20 protein-coding genes are annotated in these 19,666 nt (G+C 45.9%); 19 read left to right on the top strand and 1 reads right to left on the bottom strand.

Features of this window, described 5'->3' with window-relative positions:
- The 18 genes from DOT_RS22710 to DOT_RS22625 form a co-directional block, all read left to right on the top strand.
- A partial coding sequence (locus DOT_RS22710) for an SAM-dependent methyltransferase (protein ID WP_009623869.1) occupies window positions 1-353 on the top strand: 353 nt, incomplete at its 5' end.
- Complete coding sequence (cobM, locus tag DOT_RS22705; protein ID WP_009623868.1) at window positions 334-1,119, top strand: precorrin-4 C(11)-methyltransferase; 786 nt, start codon at window positions 334-336, stop codon at window positions 1,117-1,119. The genes DOT_RS22710 and cobM, both read left to right, overlap by 20 nt.
- Window positions 1,116-2,216, top strand: a complete 1,101-nt coding sequence (locus tag DOT_RS22700) for a cobalt-precorrin 5A hydrolase (protein WP_040413284.1) — start codon at window positions 1,116-1,118, stop codon at window positions 2,214-2,216. The genes cobM and DOT_RS22700 overlap by 4 nt, the downstream gene beginning before the upstream one ends.
- Window positions 2,213-2,902 (top strand): precorrin-3B C(17)-methyltransferase, encoded by a 690-nt coding sequence (gene cobJ / locus DOT_RS22695; RefSeq protein WP_009623866.1) that lies wholly within the window; start codon window positions 2,213-2,215, stop codon window positions 2,900-2,902. The genes DOT_RS22700 and cobJ overlap by 4 nt, the downstream gene beginning before the upstream one ends.
- Complete coding sequence (gene cobK, locus DOT_RS22690) at window positions 2,899-3,660, top strand: precorrin-6A reductase (RefSeq protein WP_040413283.1); 762 nt, start codon at window positions 2,899-2,901, stop codon at window positions 3,658-3,660. Before cobJ ends, cobK begins: the two co-directional genes overlap by 4 nt.
- Entirely contained in the window at window positions 3,657-4,025 is a 369-nt protein-coding gene (locus DOT_RS22685; protein WP_009623864.1) for a CbiX/SirB N-terminal domain-containing protein, read from the top strand. Before cobK ends, DOT_RS22685 begins: the two co-directional genes overlap by 4 nt.
- On the top strand, window positions 4,022-4,663 hold the full coding sequence (locus tag DOT_RS22680; RefSeq protein ID WP_009623863.1) for a precorrin-8X methylmutase: 642 nt from the start codon (window positions 4,022-4,024) through the stop codon (window positions 4,661-4,663). Before DOT_RS22685 ends, DOT_RS22680 begins: the two co-directional genes overlap by 4 nt.
- 129 nt (window positions 4,664-4,792) lie before the next feature.
- Window positions 4,793-6,325, top strand: coding sequence for a cobyric acid synthase (locus DOT_RS22675; RefSeq protein ID WP_083824262.1), 1,533 nt, complete (start codon window positions 4,793-4,795; stop codon window positions 6,323-6,325).
- Between the two features lie 3 nt (window positions 6,326-6,328).
- On the top strand, window positions 6,329-7,288 hold the full coding sequence (gene cbiB / locus DOT_RS22670; protein ID WP_009623861.1) for an adenosylcobinamide-phosphate synthase CbiB: 960 nt from the start codon (window positions 6,329-6,331) through the stop codon (window positions 7,286-7,288).
- Between the two features lie 125 nt (window positions 7,289-7,413).
- Window positions 7,414-8,835 carry a cobyrinate a,c-diamide synthase gene (locus DOT_RS22665; RefSeq protein ID WP_009623860.1) on the top strand — a complete coding sequence of 474 codons (1,422 nt, stop codon included), beginning with the start codon at window positions 7,414-7,416 and terminating at the stop codon, window positions 8,833-8,835.
- The gene (locus DOT_RS22660) at window positions 8,832-9,389 is read left to right on the top strand and encodes a cob(I)yrinic acid a,c-diamide adenosyltransferase (RefSeq protein WP_009623859.1); all 558 of its coding nucleotides are present in this window, start codon (window positions 8,832-8,834) and stop codon (window positions 9,387-9,389) included. The genes DOT_RS22665 and DOT_RS22660 overlap by 4 nt, the downstream gene beginning before the upstream one ends.
- Window positions 9,389-10,306: a GHMP kinase gene (locus tag DOT_RS22655; protein ID WP_009623858.1), complete on the top strand. Its 918-nt coding sequence runs from the start codon at window positions 9,389-9,391 to the stop codon at window positions 10,304-10,306. The genes DOT_RS22660 and DOT_RS22655 overlap by 1 nt, the downstream gene beginning before the upstream one ends.
- A 4-nt stretch (window positions 10,307-10,310) precedes the next feature.
- Window positions 10,311-11,426, top strand: coding sequence for a threonine-phosphate decarboxylase (locus tag DOT_RS22650; protein ID WP_009623857.1), 1,116 nt, complete (start codon window positions 10,311-10,313; stop codon window positions 11,424-11,426).
- A gap of 247 nt (window positions 11,427-11,673) precedes the next feature.
- Window positions 11,674-13,104 (top strand): cardiolipin synthase, encoded by a 1,431-nt coding sequence (gene cls, locus DOT_RS22645; RefSeq protein ID WP_009623856.1) that lies wholly within the window; start codon window positions 11,674-11,676, stop codon window positions 13,102-13,104.
- Window positions 13,105-13,415: 311 nt separating this feature from the next.
- Complete coding sequence (locus DOT_RS22640; protein ID WP_009623855.1) at window positions 13,416-13,925, top strand: RNA polymerase sigma factor; 510 nt, start codon at window positions 13,416-13,418, stop codon at window positions 13,923-13,925.
- Complete coding sequence (locus tag DOT_RS22635) at window positions 13,925-15,181, top strand: DUF4349 domain-containing protein (protein WP_009623854.1); 1,257 nt, start codon at window positions 13,925-13,927, stop codon at window positions 15,179-15,181. Before DOT_RS22640 ends, DOT_RS22635 begins: the two co-directional genes overlap by 1 nt.
- Before the next feature lie 274 nt (window positions 15,182-15,455).
- A complete protein-coding gene (locus DOT_RS22630) occupies window positions 15,456-16,304 on the top strand; it encodes a YitT family protein (RefSeq protein ID WP_009623853.1) in 849 nt (282 codons plus the stop codon).
- A 133-nt stretch (window positions 16,305-16,437) separates the two neighbouring features.
- Window positions 16,438-17,826: a sensor domain-containing diguanylate cyclase gene (locus tag DOT_RS22625; RefSeq protein WP_009623852.1), complete on the top strand. Its 1,389-nt coding sequence runs from the start codon at window positions 16,438-16,440 to the stop codon at window positions 17,824-17,826.
- Here DOT_RS22625 and DOT_RS22620 read toward each other — a convergent pair.
- The gene (locus DOT_RS22620; RefSeq protein WP_009623851.1) at window positions 17,819-18,544 is read right to left on the bottom strand and encodes a polysaccharide deacetylase family protein; all 726 of its coding nucleotides are present in this window, start codon (window positions 18,542-18,544) and stop codon (window positions 17,819-17,821) included. The genes DOT_RS22625 and DOT_RS22620 overlap by 8 nt on opposite strands.
- Window positions 18,545-18,712: 168 nt before the next feature.
- Between DOT_RS22620 and DOT_RS22615 the strand changes: the two genes are divergently transcribed.
- Complete coding sequence (locus tag DOT_RS22615; RefSeq protein ID WP_009623850.1) at window positions 18,713-19,651, top strand: BadF/BadG/BcrA/BcrD ATPase family protein; 939 nt, start codon at window positions 18,713-18,715, stop codon at window positions 19,649-19,651.
- The last annotated feature ends 15 nt before the right edge of the window (window positions 19,652-19,666 follow it).

Genomic DNA, 19,666 nt, shown 5'->3' with positions numbered 1-19,666 from the left:
CCATTCCGGGAATCACGGCTATGGCTGCAGCTGCGGCGAGGATTAACTTGCCTCTCGCCACTGGGGATGAACCTCTTCTTGTTCTGCCGAGTACCGAGGATGTAGCGGAATATCTCGATTTTCCAAACTTAGTCTTAATGAAAGTATCGAGAAGACTCCCTGAAATGTTGACTCTTCTCAAGGAGCGTGAAAGAAAAGCTGTCTTGTTAACACGGCTGGGACAGTCTGGAGAGAAAATCCGTTGGGAGCCTAAACCGCTGGAATTCACGTCTGACAAAGTCGATTATCTCAGCCTGCTGCTTGTCAAAAAAGATTTGTTAGGGAGGAAAAACGATGAGTCAGAAAACAGTTAACGGTAAAGTTATTTTTGTTGGAGCCGGACCAGGCGATCCGGAGCTTATAACGGTGAAGGGATCCCGCGCGTTAGAGAGTGCAGACCGCGTGATTTATGCAGGGTCTTTAGTCAACCCGGAGTTGCTCCAAATTTGTCGCCCAGGAACACCCATTCATGACAGCGCTCATCTCACCCTCGAAGAGGTGGTCACTTTAATGGATGAGGGGACTAAGAACGGCGAAACAATTGTGCGTCTTCATACCGGAGATCCCAGCATGTACGGAGCAATTAAAGAACAATTCGACTACTTAGACAAGCAAACTATTCCTTATTCCGTCATTCCGGGGGTCAGTTCGGTGTTTTCAGCAGCAGCGGCGGTTCGGCGAGAATTCACGTTGCCGGAAATCAGTCAAACTTTGATACTTACCCGCTTGGCCGGACGAACCCCTGTACCAGAGAAAGAATCGCTTGCTAAATTAGCGAAACATCAAGCGAGTATGGCGATTTTCCTAAGTGTGCAGGATATAGGGTCAGTGGTTAAAGAGTTGCTGGAAGGTTATCCAGCCTCAACCCCCATTGCTGTCATCGCTAAAGCAAGTTGGCCGGATGAAGAAATTCTGCTGGGCACTCTGGAAACTATCGAAGAGAAGGTAAAAGCGGCAGGAATTCGGAAACAAGCGCAAATCCTGGTCGGAGATTTCTTAGATCCCGCAAACGGTTATGCACGTTCTAAGCTCTATGACCCAACCTTTACTCATGAATACCGCCAAGGAACAGCAACTTGAAAGTAGCACTTATAGCGTTGACTGATCGGGGAATGGTTACAGCCCAGCGACTGAGCGGAGGGTTCCCGAATTCAATTAGGCGAGATTTTTTTATTCATGACAAAGCCCTTGCTCTTTCTAAAAACCATACAGGAAATGACGCTCAAATTTTTCATAAATTAGGCGATATCATTCCGAACCTCTGGCAGGAGTATTCTGTTCTCGTTTTTGTCATGGCTACAGGGATTGTGGTACGCCAAATCGCCTCACTGATCGAGGGCAAAGACCGCGATCCTGCGGTACTCGTTTTAGACGAGGCAGGGAAGTTCATCATTCCCTTGCTTTCCGGACATTTAGGCGGCGCAAACGCTTGGGCTAATCAGCTCGCCCGTCAAAGCGGAGCTTTAGCAGTTATTACCACTGCCACTGATGGCCGGGGATTAGTAGCCCCTGATGAATATGCCCGGCGATATCATTGGCAAGTTGAACCCATCGACCATTTACCAACTGTCAATCGCTTACTTTTAGAACAGGGCTCACTCAAGGTCTGGACAAGTTACACTTTGCCACCGGAATACGCTTGGTTAAATGATGAGCATTATCAGTTCCTGTCAGAAAATGAGAAGGTAAAAGCGAATGTCATTGTCAGTGCCTTTCCTGACCTAAATCTACAAGATGATTGCGTCTATTTGATTCCTCCGGTCTTACGTATTGGGGTTGGATGCCGACGAGGCGTTTCCCCTAAAGTTGTCTTAGAAGCAGTCACAGCGGCAGTTAAACAAATTGGTGCCTCTCTTAAGGCAGTGGCGGGAATCTACAGTATAGACCTTAAATCTGATGAAGAGGGTCTGATTGAAACGGCAAGATTTTTACGGGTTCCGTTTCAAACCTTTAGCACAGAGGAACTCCAATCAGTCATTGAACGAGAACAATTAAGTCGATCAAAGTTTGTATCAGAAAAGATAGGAGTGGACGGAGTATGCGAAGCAGCGAGCTTACTGGGAACCCAAATGGGACAGCTGGTTCTACCGAAAATCAAAGGTCAGGGAGTGACCGTAGCCATCAGCTTGGAAAACTCTTTGTCGTGGGCATCGGACCCGGAGATCCTGACCATATGACTAAGCGCGTTCAGACGGTTTGGAATGAAGTGGACTTTATCGTGGGCTATAAAACCTACATTGATCTCGTTCGGCCCTATTTATCCGATCAAAAGATTGTCTCAAATGGAATGCGACAAGAAATTGACCGTTGTCGAGAAGCGATTCGTTTAGCTGCCGAAGGACACAGAGTGGCCGTAGTAAGTAGTGGAGATGCCGGAGTTTACGGTATGGCCGGTATTATTATTGAGTTACTGGAGCAAGAGGGACTTCTGGATATTCCATTGGAAATCGTTCCCGGAATTACTGCAGCCACTGCGGCAGCATCCATGCTGGGGGCTCCTCTAATGCATGATTTTGCAGTGATTAGTTTAAGTGATCTTATGACGCCTTGGGAGGTCATTGAGAAACGCGTGCGTTTTGCGGCTGAAGCGGATTTTATCCTCGCGATATATAACCCCAAAAGTAAAGGGCGCACGCAGCACATTGAGACTGTGCGCGAGATTCTCCTGCGTCACCGTCACCCTGAAACACCGGTCGGATTGGTCCGAGAGGCATTACGGGGCGAGGAGTCCAGCGTGCAAATGACCACACTTCAAGATTTCACCAATCAGACCATTGACATGCTCACAACCGTAATTATCGGTAACTCTCAAACCCGCATAATCGGTCCTTATATGCTAACTCCTCGAGGGTATAAGCTGTGAGGCTTTTGGTCTTAGCGGGAACAGAGGATGGTCGTGAACTTGCGAATGCTTTAATGCAGCGTGGCCACGATATTTTAGTGTCGACCCTGACCGCATATGGAGCGGATTTAGCATTAGAACAAGGACTTCAAGCTCGCTCTGGGGCAATGGATGCTCAAACTCTCACAGACCTTCTCCAGGGAAGTGCCTTTGATGCCCTTGTCGATGCAACCCATCCTTACGCTGTGCGAGTAAAGGAAATGGCCAAAACGGTCTGTGAAAAACTATCGCTTCCTTACCTCCGTTGGCAGCGCTCTCCCCTTGATTTAGAGGTTCATCCCCTGATTCATTGGGCTGAGGATATTCCAACGGCTGCTCAAATTGCTGCAAAGCTTGCCGGCCAACGTATTCTCTTAACGACAGGCAGCAACGCTTTAGCGGAATGGGTATCTCAGCCTGCTTTAAAAGATAAAGTGCTCTTCATTCGCGTTCTGCCTACAGCGGAGGTCTTGGCACGCTGCGAATCCTTGGGGTTCAAGCCCAAGCAAATCATTGCCGCACAAGGCCCTTTCTCCCAGGAATGGGACGAGGCGATGTTCAAACAATTAGATATCGACGTCGTGGTTGCTAAAGAAAGTGGCAAAGTAGGAGGTACCCTCGAAAAGGTACAGGCTTGCCTACATTTAAACATCCCCTTGATTATCCTGAAACGTCCGGCAGAGGAAACTCACGAAAGTACACTTCCCCAGTTTATAAAACATTTGGAGGCGATTTTATGAAATCAGAAATTATTTTATTAGGACACGGCAGCCGTCGTGCCGAAGCAAACCAAGGACTTTTAGTAGTCGCTCAAAAAGTTAGTCTTCTCATGGGGCAAACAGTAACACCTGCTTATATGGCGCACGATAAGCCCAGTCTGCCGGAAGCAGTGGAGGCTAAGATTAAGGAAGGCGCATTAAAGATTGTTATCATGCCCCTCTTTCTTTTTCGAGGAGTCCACGTATCGGTGGATATTCACGAGGAATTGCGTGAAATCAGAGAACAAAATCCGAAGGTGGAAATCGTATTTACGGAAGAATTGGGAGCAGATGACGGCATCGCGAATTTGGCCTGCCTGCGTATTAAGGAGGCTATGGGTGCATGACATCTTTTATCTTAGACCCGGGTCAAATCGAGACGGAAAGTATGCGCATCATACGAACCGGACTGACTCGCCCTTGGTCTGAGGATGAATACCCAGTTGTAGAACGTTTAATTCATACGAGTGGGGATCCTTCCTTAGAACAGGTCATTGCCATTCATCCCCAAGCGATTGCTTGCGGACTTAAGGCACTGAAAGAAGGCGCCAACGTCATTACGGATGTTGAGATGGTCCGGGCGGGTATCTCCAAAGAAAAACTAAAATCGTTGGGTGGAACTGTAGAAAGCTACCTGAATGCCCCGGGCGTTTCAGAACAGGCTAAAGCCTGGGGAATCACACGCTCAATGACGGCCTTTCGGATGCATCCCGAGCGTCTGCGCGGCGCAATCGTAGCAATCGGTAACGCGCCAACAGCACTGCTCGAAGTTTTACGTTTAGCCGAAAATCCAGAAACCTGTCCGGCCTTAATTGTGGGAATACCCGTTGGTTTTGTCGGAGCGAAAGAGTCCAAAGATTTACTGTGGGAAAAGGTCAACCTCCCATCGATCACAGTATTAGGCACCCGAGGAGGAAGTCCACTCGCAGCGACAGTGATCAATGCCTTAATTTATACTGCCATTTCGCAAATTCGTAGTTCGTAGTTCGAAAGCCGAATATTGAACGTCAAACCACGATTATGCGAATATCGAATCGAACCACAAATATCGAAAATCCAACCACGAAAGCGGGTGATATTCTTGTCTTCTGAAAGAAACTTGTCAGCGAGACTCATGATCCAGGGGACCTCTTCAAGTGTGGGGAAAAGTGTCCTGGCGGCTGCCTTTTGTCGGATTTTTTATCAGGAAGGTTATCTGGTTAGTCCTTTTAAAGCGCAGAATATGGCTCTTAACTCATTTGTGACAGCAGCTGGCGGAGAGATGGGGAGAGCACAGGTGGTGCAGGCTCAAGCCGCAGGAGTCGACCCCGATGTTCGCATGAACCCAATTTTGCTTAAACCTAGTGGGCCAAGCGGTTCTCAAGTAATCATCATGGGGCAGTCCCAAGGGAACGTGACAGCCCTGCGTTACCACGGAGAATATCAAAGGATGACCTGGCCATCTGTTCAAGATGCCCTCCACTCACTGCTTGATGAATACGAGATCTTAGTTATTGAAGGAGCAGGGAGTCCGGCAGAGGTTAATCTTAAATCAAATGATATTGTTAATATGCGAGTCGCCCTGGAGGCGAAGTCACCGGTCTTGCTTGTTGCTGACATCGACCGTGGCGGTGCCTTGGCTTCTGTTGTGGGGACCTTGGAATTGCTGGAACCCGAGGAAAGAGACTTGGTTAAAGGGATTATCTTTAATAAGTTTCGCGGCGAACTGGCCCTACTTCAACCTGCGTTAGATTTCATTGAAGAAAGAACAGGAATCCCAGTGGTAGGGGTTGTCCCTTATTTTAAAATCCGCATTCCGGATGAAGATTCCGTTGCCTTGAATGAGTCTGCAGAGAAACCCTCTGTTTCGCTTACCGATCAATTAGACGTTGCGGTGGTTCGGTTGCCTTACATTTCTAACTTTACGGACTTTGATGCGCTTCAAGACGAACCGGATGTCTCGGTCCGCTATGTCACGGAAGTTGGTAATCTTGGTAAACCCGATCTTATTATTCTTCCGGGAAGCAAAAATACCCTTGCTGATCTGCGTTTTCTGCATGAGAGCGGTTTAGGGGAGCAGATTTCTAAGCTCAGTGAAGCAAATGTTCCTCTTATAGGTATTTGCGGTGGGTACCAAATGATGGGACGTTCTGTGCTGGATCCGCTGCATACTGAGTCTGAACTTGAAGAGGTAGCGGGACTTGGCATTCTTCCAATGGTAACGGAATTCTATCCGCAGAAACATACCGTTCAAAGTACAGGGACGATTCTGGCCAATCGGGACTTTTTTAAAGCTTGCACCGGGGAAACCGTCGTTGGCTATGAGATTCATATGGGGAGATCCACGATGGACGAAGGACAGACCCCACTGTTTAATTTGACTTCCAATGGAGTATCTTATCCGGATGGCTTGCAAACCAGGAATTCCTTTGGAACCTACTTACATGGGATTTTTGACAATGACAGTTTACGGACGGAACTTTTGAAATGGCTTTGGCAGCGCAGAGATCGATGTAGACCGGTTGAAGCGTCAATTTCTCAGGCCTCTCTTCGCGAATCAGCCTTTAATGAGCTGGCGGATTTAGTACGGCAAAGTGTCGATCTTGAACGTGTTCGTGCTATTATGGGGTTGGATACCCAAACGATTCATCAGGCAGCGACGGTGTAAGCAATGCCATCAATAAGTTTTCTTACCATCGCCGTCCTGATCGGGTTTCTACTCGACCAAATCATTGGGGACCCCCGTAGTTGGCCCCACCCAGTCGTAGGAATTGGCAAGGTCATTTCCTTTTTAGAGCGCCGACTCAATCTGGGGTCCCACCAGGCACGCCGCCGACACGGAGTTCTTCTAACCTGCCTTGTAGTCGGTGGAACTTATCTGATCACCTGGGCCGCTGTTTGGGGAGCGAAGGCACTTCATCCCTTATTCGGCCTGGGAGTGAGCGCATATTTTATTTTTTCAACTTTGGCAGGAAAATCCTTATTAGATGCCGGGCAAAGTGTTATGCAACCTTTAAAACTCAGTGATTTGAGCGAGGCCCGATTACGTCTTTCCTGGTTGGTTAGCCGCGACACAAGTAATCTAGCCGTTGGAGAGATTGTACGAGGAACTGTCGAAACCCTCGCTGAAAACTTCGTTGATGGGATCTTATCGCCACTTTTTTATGCAGCCCTTGGGGGAGCACCTTTAGCAATGGCCTTTAAAGCGGTTAGCACCTTGGATTCAATGGTTGGTTATCGTAATGAACAGTACGAAAATTTTGGTTGGTTCTCAGCCCGAACGGATGATTGGGCTAATTATATCCCGGCACGGTTATCAGTTCCCATCTTACTCTTTGCCGGCTGGTTGAACAGGATGTCGGTAGGTCACGCTTATCGGATGTGGAGAAGGGATGCCTCAGGTCATCCGAGTCCAAACGGTGGGAATCCGGAAAGCGTCGTCGCTGGGTTACTTGGCATCCGTCTTGGCGGTATTAATATCTATCATGGCCAGCCCCATCATCGGGCAGAGATGGGAGATGCCCTGCATCCCGTGGACGCCGCTGACATTGTGCGCTGTTGCTTTCTGGTGCGCACGGCGACTTGGGTATCCCTTTTGCCAGCTCTTTTGTTAACCTACGTGGTAGGATGAATCGAGGTTCGATGTTCGAACTACAAATGACATATTTCGAAACCATCAGCGTCGGACCATCATGAATCACAAAAACGAACTACAAACCACGAATCACTAACCACGAATTAGAAGGGAGAGATAGTATGAGGATTCCTCGGATTGTCGTAGCGGGAACGCATAGCGGAGTGGGAAAAACAACCCTAGCTACTGGTTTGATGGCAGCTTTAAAAAAGCGCGAACGGCCAATCCAGGGGTACAAGGTCGGGCCAGATTACATCGATCCTAGTTATCATGCGGCAGCTACGGGAGCAGCTTCCCGCAATCTTGACCGCTGGCTGCTGGGTGAGCATCTGCCAGCCGTCTTTGCTCAAAGTTCGAAGGAGCGTTGGGCAGTGATTGAAGGTGTAATGGGGCTATTTGATGGAATGAGCGGAACGGCGGGTTTCGGAAGTAGCGCTGATGTAGCAAAACTCCTGCAAGCTCCTGTTATACTCATTATCGATGCCTCCTCGATGTCCCGCAGCGTGGCGGCCTTAGTACACGGCTTTAATACCTATGATCCTGAATTAAACCTCCAGGGAGTTATACTGAACAGAGTAAAATCTACGGCCCAAGAAAAGATACTTAGAGAAGCCCTTAGTGATCTAAAGATTCCGGTTCTCGGAGTTTTCCCTAAGGAAGTGGCCTTACAACTTCCGGAACGGCACCTGGGATTGGTCCCTGTAGGGGAGGGCGGACCGTTGGGAGGCTTTATCGATACCCTTTCCCAACTAATAACTGACCACATCGATCTGGAACAAGTTGAAAGCATTATGCTTAACGCACCGGATCTTCAAGAATCTACTTTTTTAGAAGCGAAAACTAGCACGCGTTCTGTTCCTAGCTCTGAAATAAATCCTTCTATTTTTGCTAAACCGCTGAATCATGAAACGTTTCGTTTAGGCTTAGCGTTTGATGAGGCATTTCTTTTTTACTACCAAGATGCATTGGACCTGGCAGAACGCTTGAATTTTATAATTGTACCCTTTAGCCCTTTACATGACAGGGCCCTCCCTCAAGATCTGGACGGTATTTTCTTAGGCGGAGGGTTTCCGGAACTTCATATACAACCCTTGAGCGAAAATCTTAGCTTCCTCAACTCTCTGCGCGCCTATGCGGCAAGTGGCAAGCCGATCTATGCTGAATGTGGTGGGTACATGTATCTGGGACAATCCATAACGGATTTTGAAGGAAGAGAACTTAAGTTAGCGGGTCTTATTCCCATGAAAGCAGAAATGACTAAACGCTTACAAGGCATTGGGTATCGACGCGGGGTATTTCGGGAGGATAATTTTTTAGGTCCTCGCGGGACAACGGTTCAAGGTCATGAATTTCATTATTCACGTGTGACCTATGAGCAGGAATATCCTGCAGCTTATGAATTGTTCAAAGGGGATCGCTCCGATCGAATGGAGGGATATGCCCGGGATAATATCGTGGCCTCCTACCTTCACCTTCATTTTTCGGGACACCGGGAATTGCTTGAACACTGGTTTAAGTCTCGTTCTCAGGGAATCAAGTCATGATTAGCGTTTATACAGGACAAGGAAAAGGGAAAACAACATCAGCCATCGGCACAGCGGTGCTGGCTTATTCTGAGGGAAAACGAGTTCTCATGGTCCAATTCCTCAAAGGGAGTACTTACAGTGGTGAACTATTAGGTCTTAATCGGTTAGGAATTCCTCTTATTCAATTTGGCGTGGGATGTCGTTGGTCAGGGATGATCCGTACCGGTATGAAACACTGTACGGGGTGTGGGGAGTGTTTTCGGCAAAATCGCAATCCGGAGATCGCTTTAGAGCTGGTTCAACAAGCCTTGGATTTCGTGGCAGACGAAGTTAAGGCCAACACCTATCAAGTGATTATTTTAGATGAGGTGAGCCATGCTCTAAACCATGGTTTTCTGAGCTTGGATTTATTGAAAGAACTTCTGTCTACACACTCCTCCCTGCACTGGATTCTAACGGGGCGAGGGATGCCCGCTGACTTAGAGCCTTTGGTGGACAATTGGTGGGACCTAAACTTACTAAAACATCCTTTTGCTAAAGGGGTTAGCAGTCGTAGGGGGATTGAATATTAATGGATTTCACTGTTGGGTTGGCCCGGTGTCCGGGAACATGTGGAGAATGGGTGCAAGGAGCTCGCCAAGGAGTCCCCTTTCTGGTGGATTGTCCCATCGACCGATTTTCGGAGGCCAGGGTGGCATTGAACATGCACGCCACAGGCTGGGATCTTCCTCCGAGTAAAACAAAAGCTCTCCAAGTCTTGCAATTGCTTAAAGACAACTTAGGTCTGCCAACATTAGGTGGTACGGTGAAATTTATCCAGCAGCTTCCCGAAGGGAAAGGAATGGCCAGCTCAACCGCTGACATTTCTGCCGTAGCAGCAGCCGCTCTAATTGCCCTTGGAGAAGATCCTGCTCCAGAGCGCTTAGCTCATTTTGCTTTGCGGATTGAACCGAGCGACAGCGTAATGTTCCCGGGAATCACGGAAATTGAACATGTTCAGGGCCATAGCCATAACGTGTTGGGAGCTTCAGTTCCTGCTTTATTTCTCGCCTTAGACTGGGGGGGAATAATTGATACCAGGGTGTTTAATGCCCGCCCTGGTTTAGCGGAGCACTATGGTCGTTATGAAGGTGAAATTCAGAGGGCGTATGGTTTGGCACGTGAAGGAATAGAGCAAGCTGATTTAGAAAAATTAGCTGCAGCCGGGACGATCAGTGCCCGGTGCAATCTTGAGATAAATCCAAAGTCGATGTTTGAACCCTTCTTGGCCTGGGTTCGTCAGAAAGGGGGGCTGGGGGTTGTTACAGCTCACAGCGGCACCCTGCTTGCTGGCGTATTTCCCCAGAACTGCTTTGCCAATCGAGAGCTCCGTAAGAACCTGCGACTCGAAGCACATCAACTGTTTAACCCTGTGTACCTCGATCTCTTTAACAGTCATTCCGGAGGAGTCTTAGCCACAAAACTGAAATTATCTGAAAATGCGGGGTGAAACTATGCACGGTGGCAATCTGCGCAGAGCTCAAGAATTGTATGGCTTGGATTCGTTTATTGACCTTTCGGCAAATATTAATCCTTATGGGCCGCCGTCTGGGGTTTGGGCGTCCTTGCAGCAAGGAATGCCAGAGATTGTCCATTACCCGGACCCCGAGAGTCAAGCCTTAAGAAAGACTCTGTCTAGTCATTTGTACCTACCCACCGAAAGAATCATGGTCGGCAACGGTGCTGGTGAATTAATCTTTACAATCGTTCAAGCGTTAAAACCTAAAAAAGTTGTGATTCCAATTCCAACATTCAGTGAATACGAACGGGCCGCGCGATCAGTAGGGTCTGAAATAAGCTACATCCCGTTGGGTCCGGAAGGCTGGGCCAAGTTTAATCGTGTTGCTGGTGAAAGTGAAAACGAAAACACACGTGATGAAGGTGGGGTAGACCGAAAATGGCGAGAATACCTTGAAGGGTGTGACTTACTCTTTCTTTGTTCCCCGCATAATCCGACAGGGAGTGTCCTGGAAAAAGACACCTTTGAACGAATCTTATATCTAACCAAAGAATTAGGCTGTCGGATTCTCTTCGATGAGTCGTTCCTTGATTTTCTTCCGGACGAGTTACGCAACTCTACTCGTGCCTATCTAGAGGCCAACGATCACCTTATTATCTTATACTCTTTAACTAAGTTTTACAGTTTACCGGGGTTGCGTTTAGGCACTGTCTTTGCTCATGAGTCTTTTCTTCACCTATTCGAGCAATACCGTGATCCTTGGTCTGTGAACGTTCTCGCTCAACATGCCGGAATCACTGCACTTCGGGATCTGAAGTATGCGGATGAGGTTCGGGAAAAATTGACAGAGAGCAGATCCTATTTTTATCGTGAATTCGCTCTATATAATTTTCCCCATCTACGACTTTGGCCAACCTCTGTTAATTTTGCCTTAATCGAGGTCTTGAATCATACCTCGAAAGAATTGATTGAACATCTGGGACGTCTTGGGATACTGGTACGCGACTGTTCCAGCTTTGCAGGTCTGCCCGGTGATTTTATTCGGGTAGCGATTAAAGATATCTTCGTCATGGAACAGCTCATTGAAGGGTTGAAAGGATTCTATTTTTGATGTTCATGGCTCAACAAGCAGATAATCTATATAAATCATCACAGTTCTGAAAAACGGCTCCAGTTGGAGCGTACTGTCAGTTAGAAGTTAGAAGCTATAATAATCATTCTACAGTCGTTTACGACCCTGATATCTAAAACTTGCTAAAACCGTGCATACTAAGCAGTGGCATGTGATGATGCAAATAGCGAAAGCACTTGTATTATCGATTGGAATTGCTAAGTCGGTATAGATAGGCGGAGATATCATGGTTTGGTTTAGTCTGCTAGTTTTAAGCATCATGCAGGTGATAATTATTGGCAAGGTGATACTTTTAGAAAATCGGGACCCAGGAAAAACAGTAGCTTGGCTCTTTATTCTTGGTCTTCTTCCTATCTTAGGATTCATCCTATATGTGGTCTTCGGCAAAAAAAAACCGGGACAACTATTTCACAAAAAACATATCCCAGATAATCGATTGTCCAAAATGGTTCACCAGCAGCAAAGCGACTCCAATCAGGAAGATATTTTGCCTCGAATGAATAATGACTCAGAAAAAAAACTGGCCAGTCTTCTCTTGAACAATGGCTTCGCCTCCATGACTGTTCATAATCAAATTGAGATTCTCTTAAACGGGGGCGAGAAATTTCAAGCGTTATTTAATGCCTTAGAAGGAGCAAAACATCACATCCACCTCAGCTATTATATTTTTAAAGACGATGAAATTGGCGCAGATGTCTTGAAAATCTTGTCCCGTAAAGCGACCGGTGGGGTAGAAGTTCGTGTCCTTCTTGACGGAATGGGCTGTCTTTCGGTTTCTGGGGGTTTTGTGCGCAGTATGAGGCAAGCCGGGATTCAAGTTGAATGGTTTTTTCCCATTCGATTTCCTTTTCTTACATCCAAACTCAACATCCGCTACCATCGCAAAATTGTCGTAGTCGATGGGTGTACAGGTTTTATGGGGGGACTCAATATTGGGGATGAGTACCTGTCCCGCGATGCTAAACTAGGTTTTTGGCGAGACACACATCTCAAAGTGGAAGGGGAAGCGGTCCATAGCCTGCAATCTATTTTTTTGAACGATTGGTTTTACGTGACCCATCAAGAGATTCAAGGTACCCAGTATTTCCCCCAGATCAATGATTTTGATGTTTTACCTGTACAAATCAGTGCGAGCGGCCCAGATTCTAACTGGGCTTCGATTTTACAGGGTTTTTTCAATGCGATTACAATGGCTAAGCACTGTGTCTACATTGAAACCCCTTATTTTGTTCCTGATGAAAGCCTGATCATGGCCTTAAAAACAGCAGCACTTTGCGGTCTTGACGTGCGACTTATTGTTCAGGGCATCCCCGAGCATAAAGTGACGTTTTGGGCAATGCGCTCCTATTTTTTAGAATTACTTCAAGCGGGCGTAAAGATCTTTCAATACATGAAAGGAACCCTTCATGCTAAGATCTTTCTTATAGATAATCATCTCGCTTCTGTAGGATCTGCAAACATGGATAATCGGAGTTTTTTTATTGATTTTGAGATCTGTGCCTTTGTGTATGATCAGTCCCTAGCTGATCGCCTAAAATTAGATTTTGAGCAGGACTTTAAGGATAGTAGCGAACTTGACCTTCAAACCTTTCGCTCCCGCCCAGGCTTGGAACGTTGGAAAGAATCAAGTGCCCGTTTGTTATCACCGCTTTTATAGATTGGTTTACTCAGTACACTAGTTAGGATTCAAATTTATACTTGATACACTGTAGGAGGATGACATCTTTGTCTAATAGGACATTATGAGATCCTCTTTTAGTTTGCTTTTATACTATGTTTCATTCTTTTCGCCGTGTTCAAAGATGAACGTCTTGTGTTCTAAAATCTTTTTGAATTTACATCATCAGAAAAGGCGTTCGAGATACGTCTATAGAATAGTAACGCCATGCCACTGGATAATTTAACTGTTTAGTTACTATTTATATACAAATTTAAAATTGAGCGAGAAGGAAGGAGGCTGACGACTAGGTGGAGGCCGATTCATCCTTTGATGAAATCTATGAACAATTATTTCCTTTGATTTACCGATTTGTTTCAATCCGCGTACCCAAGTCGGATGTGGAAGATGTAGCAGCCGAAATTATTGTAAAAGCATGGCGAGGGCTACCTACTATGGAAAAGAAAACTGCACTAAAATCCTGGGCCTTAAAAATTGCTACCCATCAGATCGCCGACTATTACCGGAGCCATAAACGCATCCCAGTGATGCCCTTAGAAGAAATACCTATGCCTCTGTCTCAGGAGTCCGATCAAAGTGAGTCATGGGCAACCCTTCTCAGTGTTGGTGAGGCCTTGGCAAAGCTCTCCCCTCAACAGGTCAATGTCATCCAACTCCGCTTGATCGAGGGGTTTAGTGCCGGAGAGGTCGCAGAGATCTTAGGAACAACTCAACAGGCAGTAGACAGCCTTTTATACCGAGCGAAGAAAGGTTTCCGTAAAATCTACCAGGGAAACCCGGGCAAAGGAGGAAGAGGCTGATGAAGAGGTTTACGAAGAGAACGGATCTCGCGTCCCTCTGGGAAGAGGATGGTGATTTAAAGCGAATGAAAGCTTTCTTCCATATAATCGACACTGCTCCAGAGGGGAATGAACAAATCAAGCAAAATATCAAACAAAAGGCCCTTGAGAAAATCTCTCAAGAAGAAGCCTTGGAGGTATTTCCTGTAAACGACAAGCCAGGAGTAGTTCAACGAATCCAGGCAAAATTAAGGGTAATGACTGGAATTGAACGCTGGAAAATTGGATTTTCAGTCGTCGGACTAGCTATCTTAATGATCATCGGGCAAGGTGCTCTGAATTCTTCATGGAACATTTTCCCTCATATGGGCAATAAGGCTGAATTAAGCCAATCCGTAGCTAGGGCTCCTCAGGTAACTGATTCGATTGAAGCAGGCGGACCTGCTGTGAAAGGAAAGCTTTACGATAGCTCAGCTCCGGACGCGGCAGCAGACCAGAAAATGAATTCCACATTTAGCTCGTCGGCCCCTTCTGCTAAAAGCGCAGCCATAGCACCCCTGCCTCCAGACCAAGCGGTTGTTCCATCTGCTGATGCCAGTATTCTCCGGAAAATCACCTACGATTTGACATTAACTCTCGAAGTGGATTCCATCGATGATACGGTTGCACAGATCACTCAGGCGGCTCAACAACTCGGTGGATATATTGCTGAATCCCAACAAAGTGGCGTGGATAGTCATTCATCTGCCCAGATGACATTAAAAATTCCAGCTGTTAAACTTAATGGCTTACAGGATTCCTTTTCTGCATGGGGCAAAATTCTCGATCAACGTTTGCTTGCCAATGACATTACCAGCCAATACTATGATTCCCAAGTTCGCTTGCAAACTTTAGAGGCTGAGGAGAAGCGTTACCTCGATATCTTAGATGAAGCCAAATCCGTTGATGACGTTCTTAAAGTAGAAAACGCGTTGGGTAATATTCGTCAACAAATAGAACAACTAAAAGGGCAGCTTAAACTCTGGAACAATCAAGTGGATTACTCCACCGTAAATCTTCAGCTCGTCACCCTTCAGAGCCCAAATGTCAATGTAATTAACCCCTGGCAACCAATCTCTTGGAGTAAAACTTGGCAAGCGACTAAGGATGCCGTACTGAAAACCATTAGCAGTACTTGGAATGTCCTTAATTACCTGGTAGTCGGAGTAGGGTATGTATTACCCTATCTACTCATCGGTGTTTTGGGGTGGATAGTATACCGGGTGTGGCGGAAGTAAAATCCAATAGACATTTTAACCGTTCTCAGATTCTATTCGGACCAGAAGGCAGAAAGCGTCACTACAAAGAGGCTCGAAACAGGGGCGTAGCGAAACTAAACTTTCGCTACGCCCCGTTCTTGTTTGCTTCATGCCTGGCTCTTAACAATACTATAACCCCTCCTCATAGCAATTCTTTACTGAAAAGACAAATGTCTGTATAATGAAGTATCTGCTGTGCGATCAGAGATTAAGAGATAGAAGATAAGAGCCATCAGTAATAGGGGGTAACCACTTGAAATTAACGCAGCGATCAAAGTCTATCCTTGGACTCATTGGGATTACAATCGGAGCCATCATTGCCGCCTACGGCGTTCAGGGCTTTATTGTCCCTTCTGGATTAGGCGGAGGTGGCGTCGGCGGAATAGCCTTGCTTCTTTACTATACATTCAAATTACCCATAGGTCTTATGACCTTTCTCTTGAATATTCCTTTGCTTGTGCTAGGCTGGCGCGAAGTGAACAAACAGTTTGTTTTCAAAACTATTTGGGGTTTGGTGATATTTTCCACATCACTGGACCTATTTAAAGGCGTTCAGCCTGTAGCCCTAAATGACATTTTTCTGGGGGCACTTTATGGAGGGGTCATCTCCGGAATTTCCTCCAGCCTTGTATTTCACTTCGGGGGCAGCTTAGGCGGTACAGATATTGTATCTAAAGTCATTCAGCGTAAATATGGAGTGCCCATGGGAACATCTGCCCTGGCCATTAATGGCGTTATTATTATGATCTCTTGGGCAATACTTGGCTCCAAAGCAACACTTTACACATTAGTTACCCTGTTTGTATATGGTCGTGTACTTGATTTAATACAGAGTGGAGTTCCGTCGAAAGCAATTACCATCATTTCTGACCAGTCCGAAGTCTTAGTTGACCGGATTATGATTGATTTGGGTAGGGGGGCAACGTTTTTACATGGAAGAGGCGCGTACTCTAACGAACCAAAGAACGTAATCATCTGTGTCGTCAGTCTACCAGAAATAGGTCGCCTAAAACAAGCTGTGCGAGAAGTAGACCCTCTAGCCTTTATGATTGTCCAAAATGCCGGTGAGGTCCTCGGCAGAGGATTTGTTACAAACGAGTAATTTATTTACTTTTATATATTTAGAACATGCAGGATTCTTATTTCCAAAAGAGAATTTATAGATTGGAATTATAACGAAGCTTTAAATTACATTCAAACATTAAAAGCAGAGAAGTTTGAAGCGGAGACCATATATGAAAGAAAAAGTAAAAAGATCACCTCTTTTTAATCGTTCTACCCGCAAAATTTGGATGTTTGCAGTCACTAGTATTATGTTATGTTTGTCTGTTCTAATGATCCTCCTCGGCCATATTAGTATCTTTTTAGTGTCTGGGTTTTTCTTAATGATCGCCTTGGTGGCACTTTACTTATCTTTGAAATTGTTATTAGTCCAGGTAGCAATTGCTTCAGCATTGACCTTGATTGTTTTGTATCAAGATTCTCATCAGTTGATCCTCCTAAAATGGTTTCTGCACACTCTAGTTTATCTTGCTATAGGCATAACTGTGAATTGTAAAGTCCGTGCCATATACCAAATTCAACGTCATACTGAAGAAATGACAGCGTTATCTCAAATTTCAACTTCATTAACCAAAACGTTGGATCTAAGTGAATTAACGAATCAAGTTGTTGATCATACTTTTTCGCTATTCCAAGCTGATGGTTGTACGATCTTCTTGATGGAAGAAGGGAAGAGATCGTTAAGAGTCATCAGCGCACGAGAAAGTCAAAATGATCCGGAAATTCTTGCCCAAATTCTAAGCAACCAACCCCGTGTTGGATTTGGTATGGTTGGGTGGGTGGCCGCGACAGGGGAGCCCATTATTTCTGGGGATGCTGAACATGACCCTCGAGCCTTGCACATACAGGGGACCCCGGTTGACGAAGAGTCGGTGATGGGGATTCCCCTCAAAGCAGAAGAGAAAACCTTCGGTGTCCTTTGGATTTACAAACTGAATCTAGACGCGTTTAACCAAGAAGACCTGCAATTAGCACAGATCTTTGCTAATCAGGTTAGTGTAGCCTTGGCAAACGCCCGATTGTATGAACATGTCCGACGCCTATCAGAAACTGACGGCCTAACAGGACTTTTAAATTCACGCTCTTTGCTCGCTTTAACGGAACGTGCTATAAATCACACCATGACGGCCGAAGGGTGTGTATCTCTTTTCTTTATTGATTGCGATAATTTTAAGGAGATTAACGATTGCTATGGTCATCTTGTTGGGGATCAATTCCTCCGCTTCTTTGCAACGCTCTTACTAGCGGGAATCAGAGAAGGGGACGTGGTTATCCGGTATGCAGGAGACGAGTTTGTCATTCTCCTTCCAAATACTAGCTTGGAAGCGGCCATTAGTGTTGGAGAACGTTTAATTGAAATGATCCGGTTAGGAACAATGGAGAATAATCCGGCCTTAAAGACCACCGTTTCGATGGGATTGGCTACTTTTCCAAAACATGCCTTATCCGCTGAAGAACTCATTAAACATGCAGATGAGGCGCTTTATGCTTCGAAAAGAAACGGTAAAGATCAATTAAGCGTGTTTGTTCCTTTTAACTCTGACGAAAAAACCGCTACTTAATTTCACAATCCATCGTTTTGAGCTCACTTAAGGTGACCAAACGATAACCACTACCTTGGAGAGAATCAATAATGGGACCCAACGCTTTGACTGTTTGAATACGATGGTAACCACCATCGTGCATAAGGACGATAGCACCAGGAAATACATTTTTGGTAACATTAGCCACGATTTGTTTTACACCTGGGTTACGCCAATCCTTGCTATCCACACTCCAAAGGGCCACGACTTGCCCATTCCTTTTGATAGTATCGAGTTGACGCTCAGATAAAAACCCGCCTGGGGGGCGGTAAAAATAAGTGTGGACACCGGTTACAGCAAAAACTTCTTGGTCTGTTTGATTCATTTCCTCAATTAAATGGCGTTGCTGATAATCATGGTTAAAGCTATGGTTTCCGATTTCATGTCCTTCGTTAACTAAGCGCTTTAATAGAGACGGGTTAGATTGAGCCGCCTGCCCCAAAACAAAGAATGTCGCCCGAACTTTCTTTTCTTTAAGGATATCCAACACATCGGGCGTATCTGTCGGATCTGGCCCATCATCAAAGGTTAGTGCTACTACTTTTTCCTGAGTATGAGCCATATAATAGGTGCCAGGAGTCCGAACCAGAGATGGTGTTGTCAGTGAATGTTGCGTGATGGTGAGAAGACCTCCCACGGCGATTAGAAACAAAATCATTAAGGCAAGCTTACGACGAGTTAACACATAAATGCGCACGCTATTCACCCCCAAAATCGGCTTCTATATATACCTATTGATGAACCCTAGGTTCCATGCATAATCATACAAAAAGACGTTCTGTACGGCACGAATCGACCCCATAAAGAAAGGCTGCAGAAAAAGCTGGTATTTGGATGCGTCAATTGAGAATAGGGAAGTGATAGTTTGAAAATTAAAATCGGGGTTGACGGCGGAGGCAGTAAAACAGAGATTGTCGCACTGGATCAAAAGGATCAAGTGCTACGCTGCCTGCGCAAGCCTGCGAGCAATTACCATGCGGTCGGGATAGAGCAAGCTGTCCAGCATATTGTAGAGGGGATTCGTGACGCCTTACAAGGTGATACACTTGAAGGAATCGGAATCAGCCTTGCCGGTATTGACACCTCCGAAGACTGGAATATTATGGCCGACGGCCTGAAACAACACTTAAAAGCCTTATCCTTGAAAACAGTCTCATTTCAAGAGGTTCCTGTGGCCCTTGAGAACGATGCCTTTGGGGCTTTAATGTCCGTTCGAGGAAAATTCTCCGGAAATGTTTTAGCGTCTGGAACAGGGGCAGTTGCCTTAGGGGTTAACACTGAGGGTGAGGTTTTTCGCGTAGGTGGATGGGGACATCTCATCGGAGACCAAGGCAGTGGCTATGATATTGGACGTAAAGCTTTAGCAGCAGCGGTTGCATCCTACGATGGGTACGGTCCTAAAAGCCTATTAGAAACTAAGATTACTGAACATTTGGGATTAGCACAAGTGCCTGAGATCAGCTACTGGCTCTACCAACCTAACCGCACGAACAAAGAAGTGGCTGCTTTGGTTCCATTGGTTGTTGAGACCGCTCGGACGGGAGACTATATCGCCAAATTAATTCTCGATGAGTCAGGCCAAGCTTTAGGTTTATTAACGAGAGCCCTACTACGGAAAACTCATGGCTTAGAAGTGGGGTTAGTCGGAGGAATCAGACATATTCTCCGTTTTATTGAACCGTCTTTACTGGCCACTATTCAAGAAGAATTTCCTACTGTTCAAATACTTAAGCCGAACTATCCTCCATCCGTTGGAGCAGCTCTCTTAAGCATGATTAGCCAAGTCCGACACATCACGTTTTAAAATCGTCAGCATGAA

Origin of the sequence: Desulfosporosinus sp. OT (genome assembly GCF_000224515.1) — a bacterium.
Classification (GTDB): domain Bacteria; phylum Bacillota; class Desulfitobacteriia; order Desulfitobacteriales; family Desulfitobacteriaceae; genus Desulfosporosinus.
This window is presented reverse-complemented; position numbering and strand designations above follow the sequence as displayed.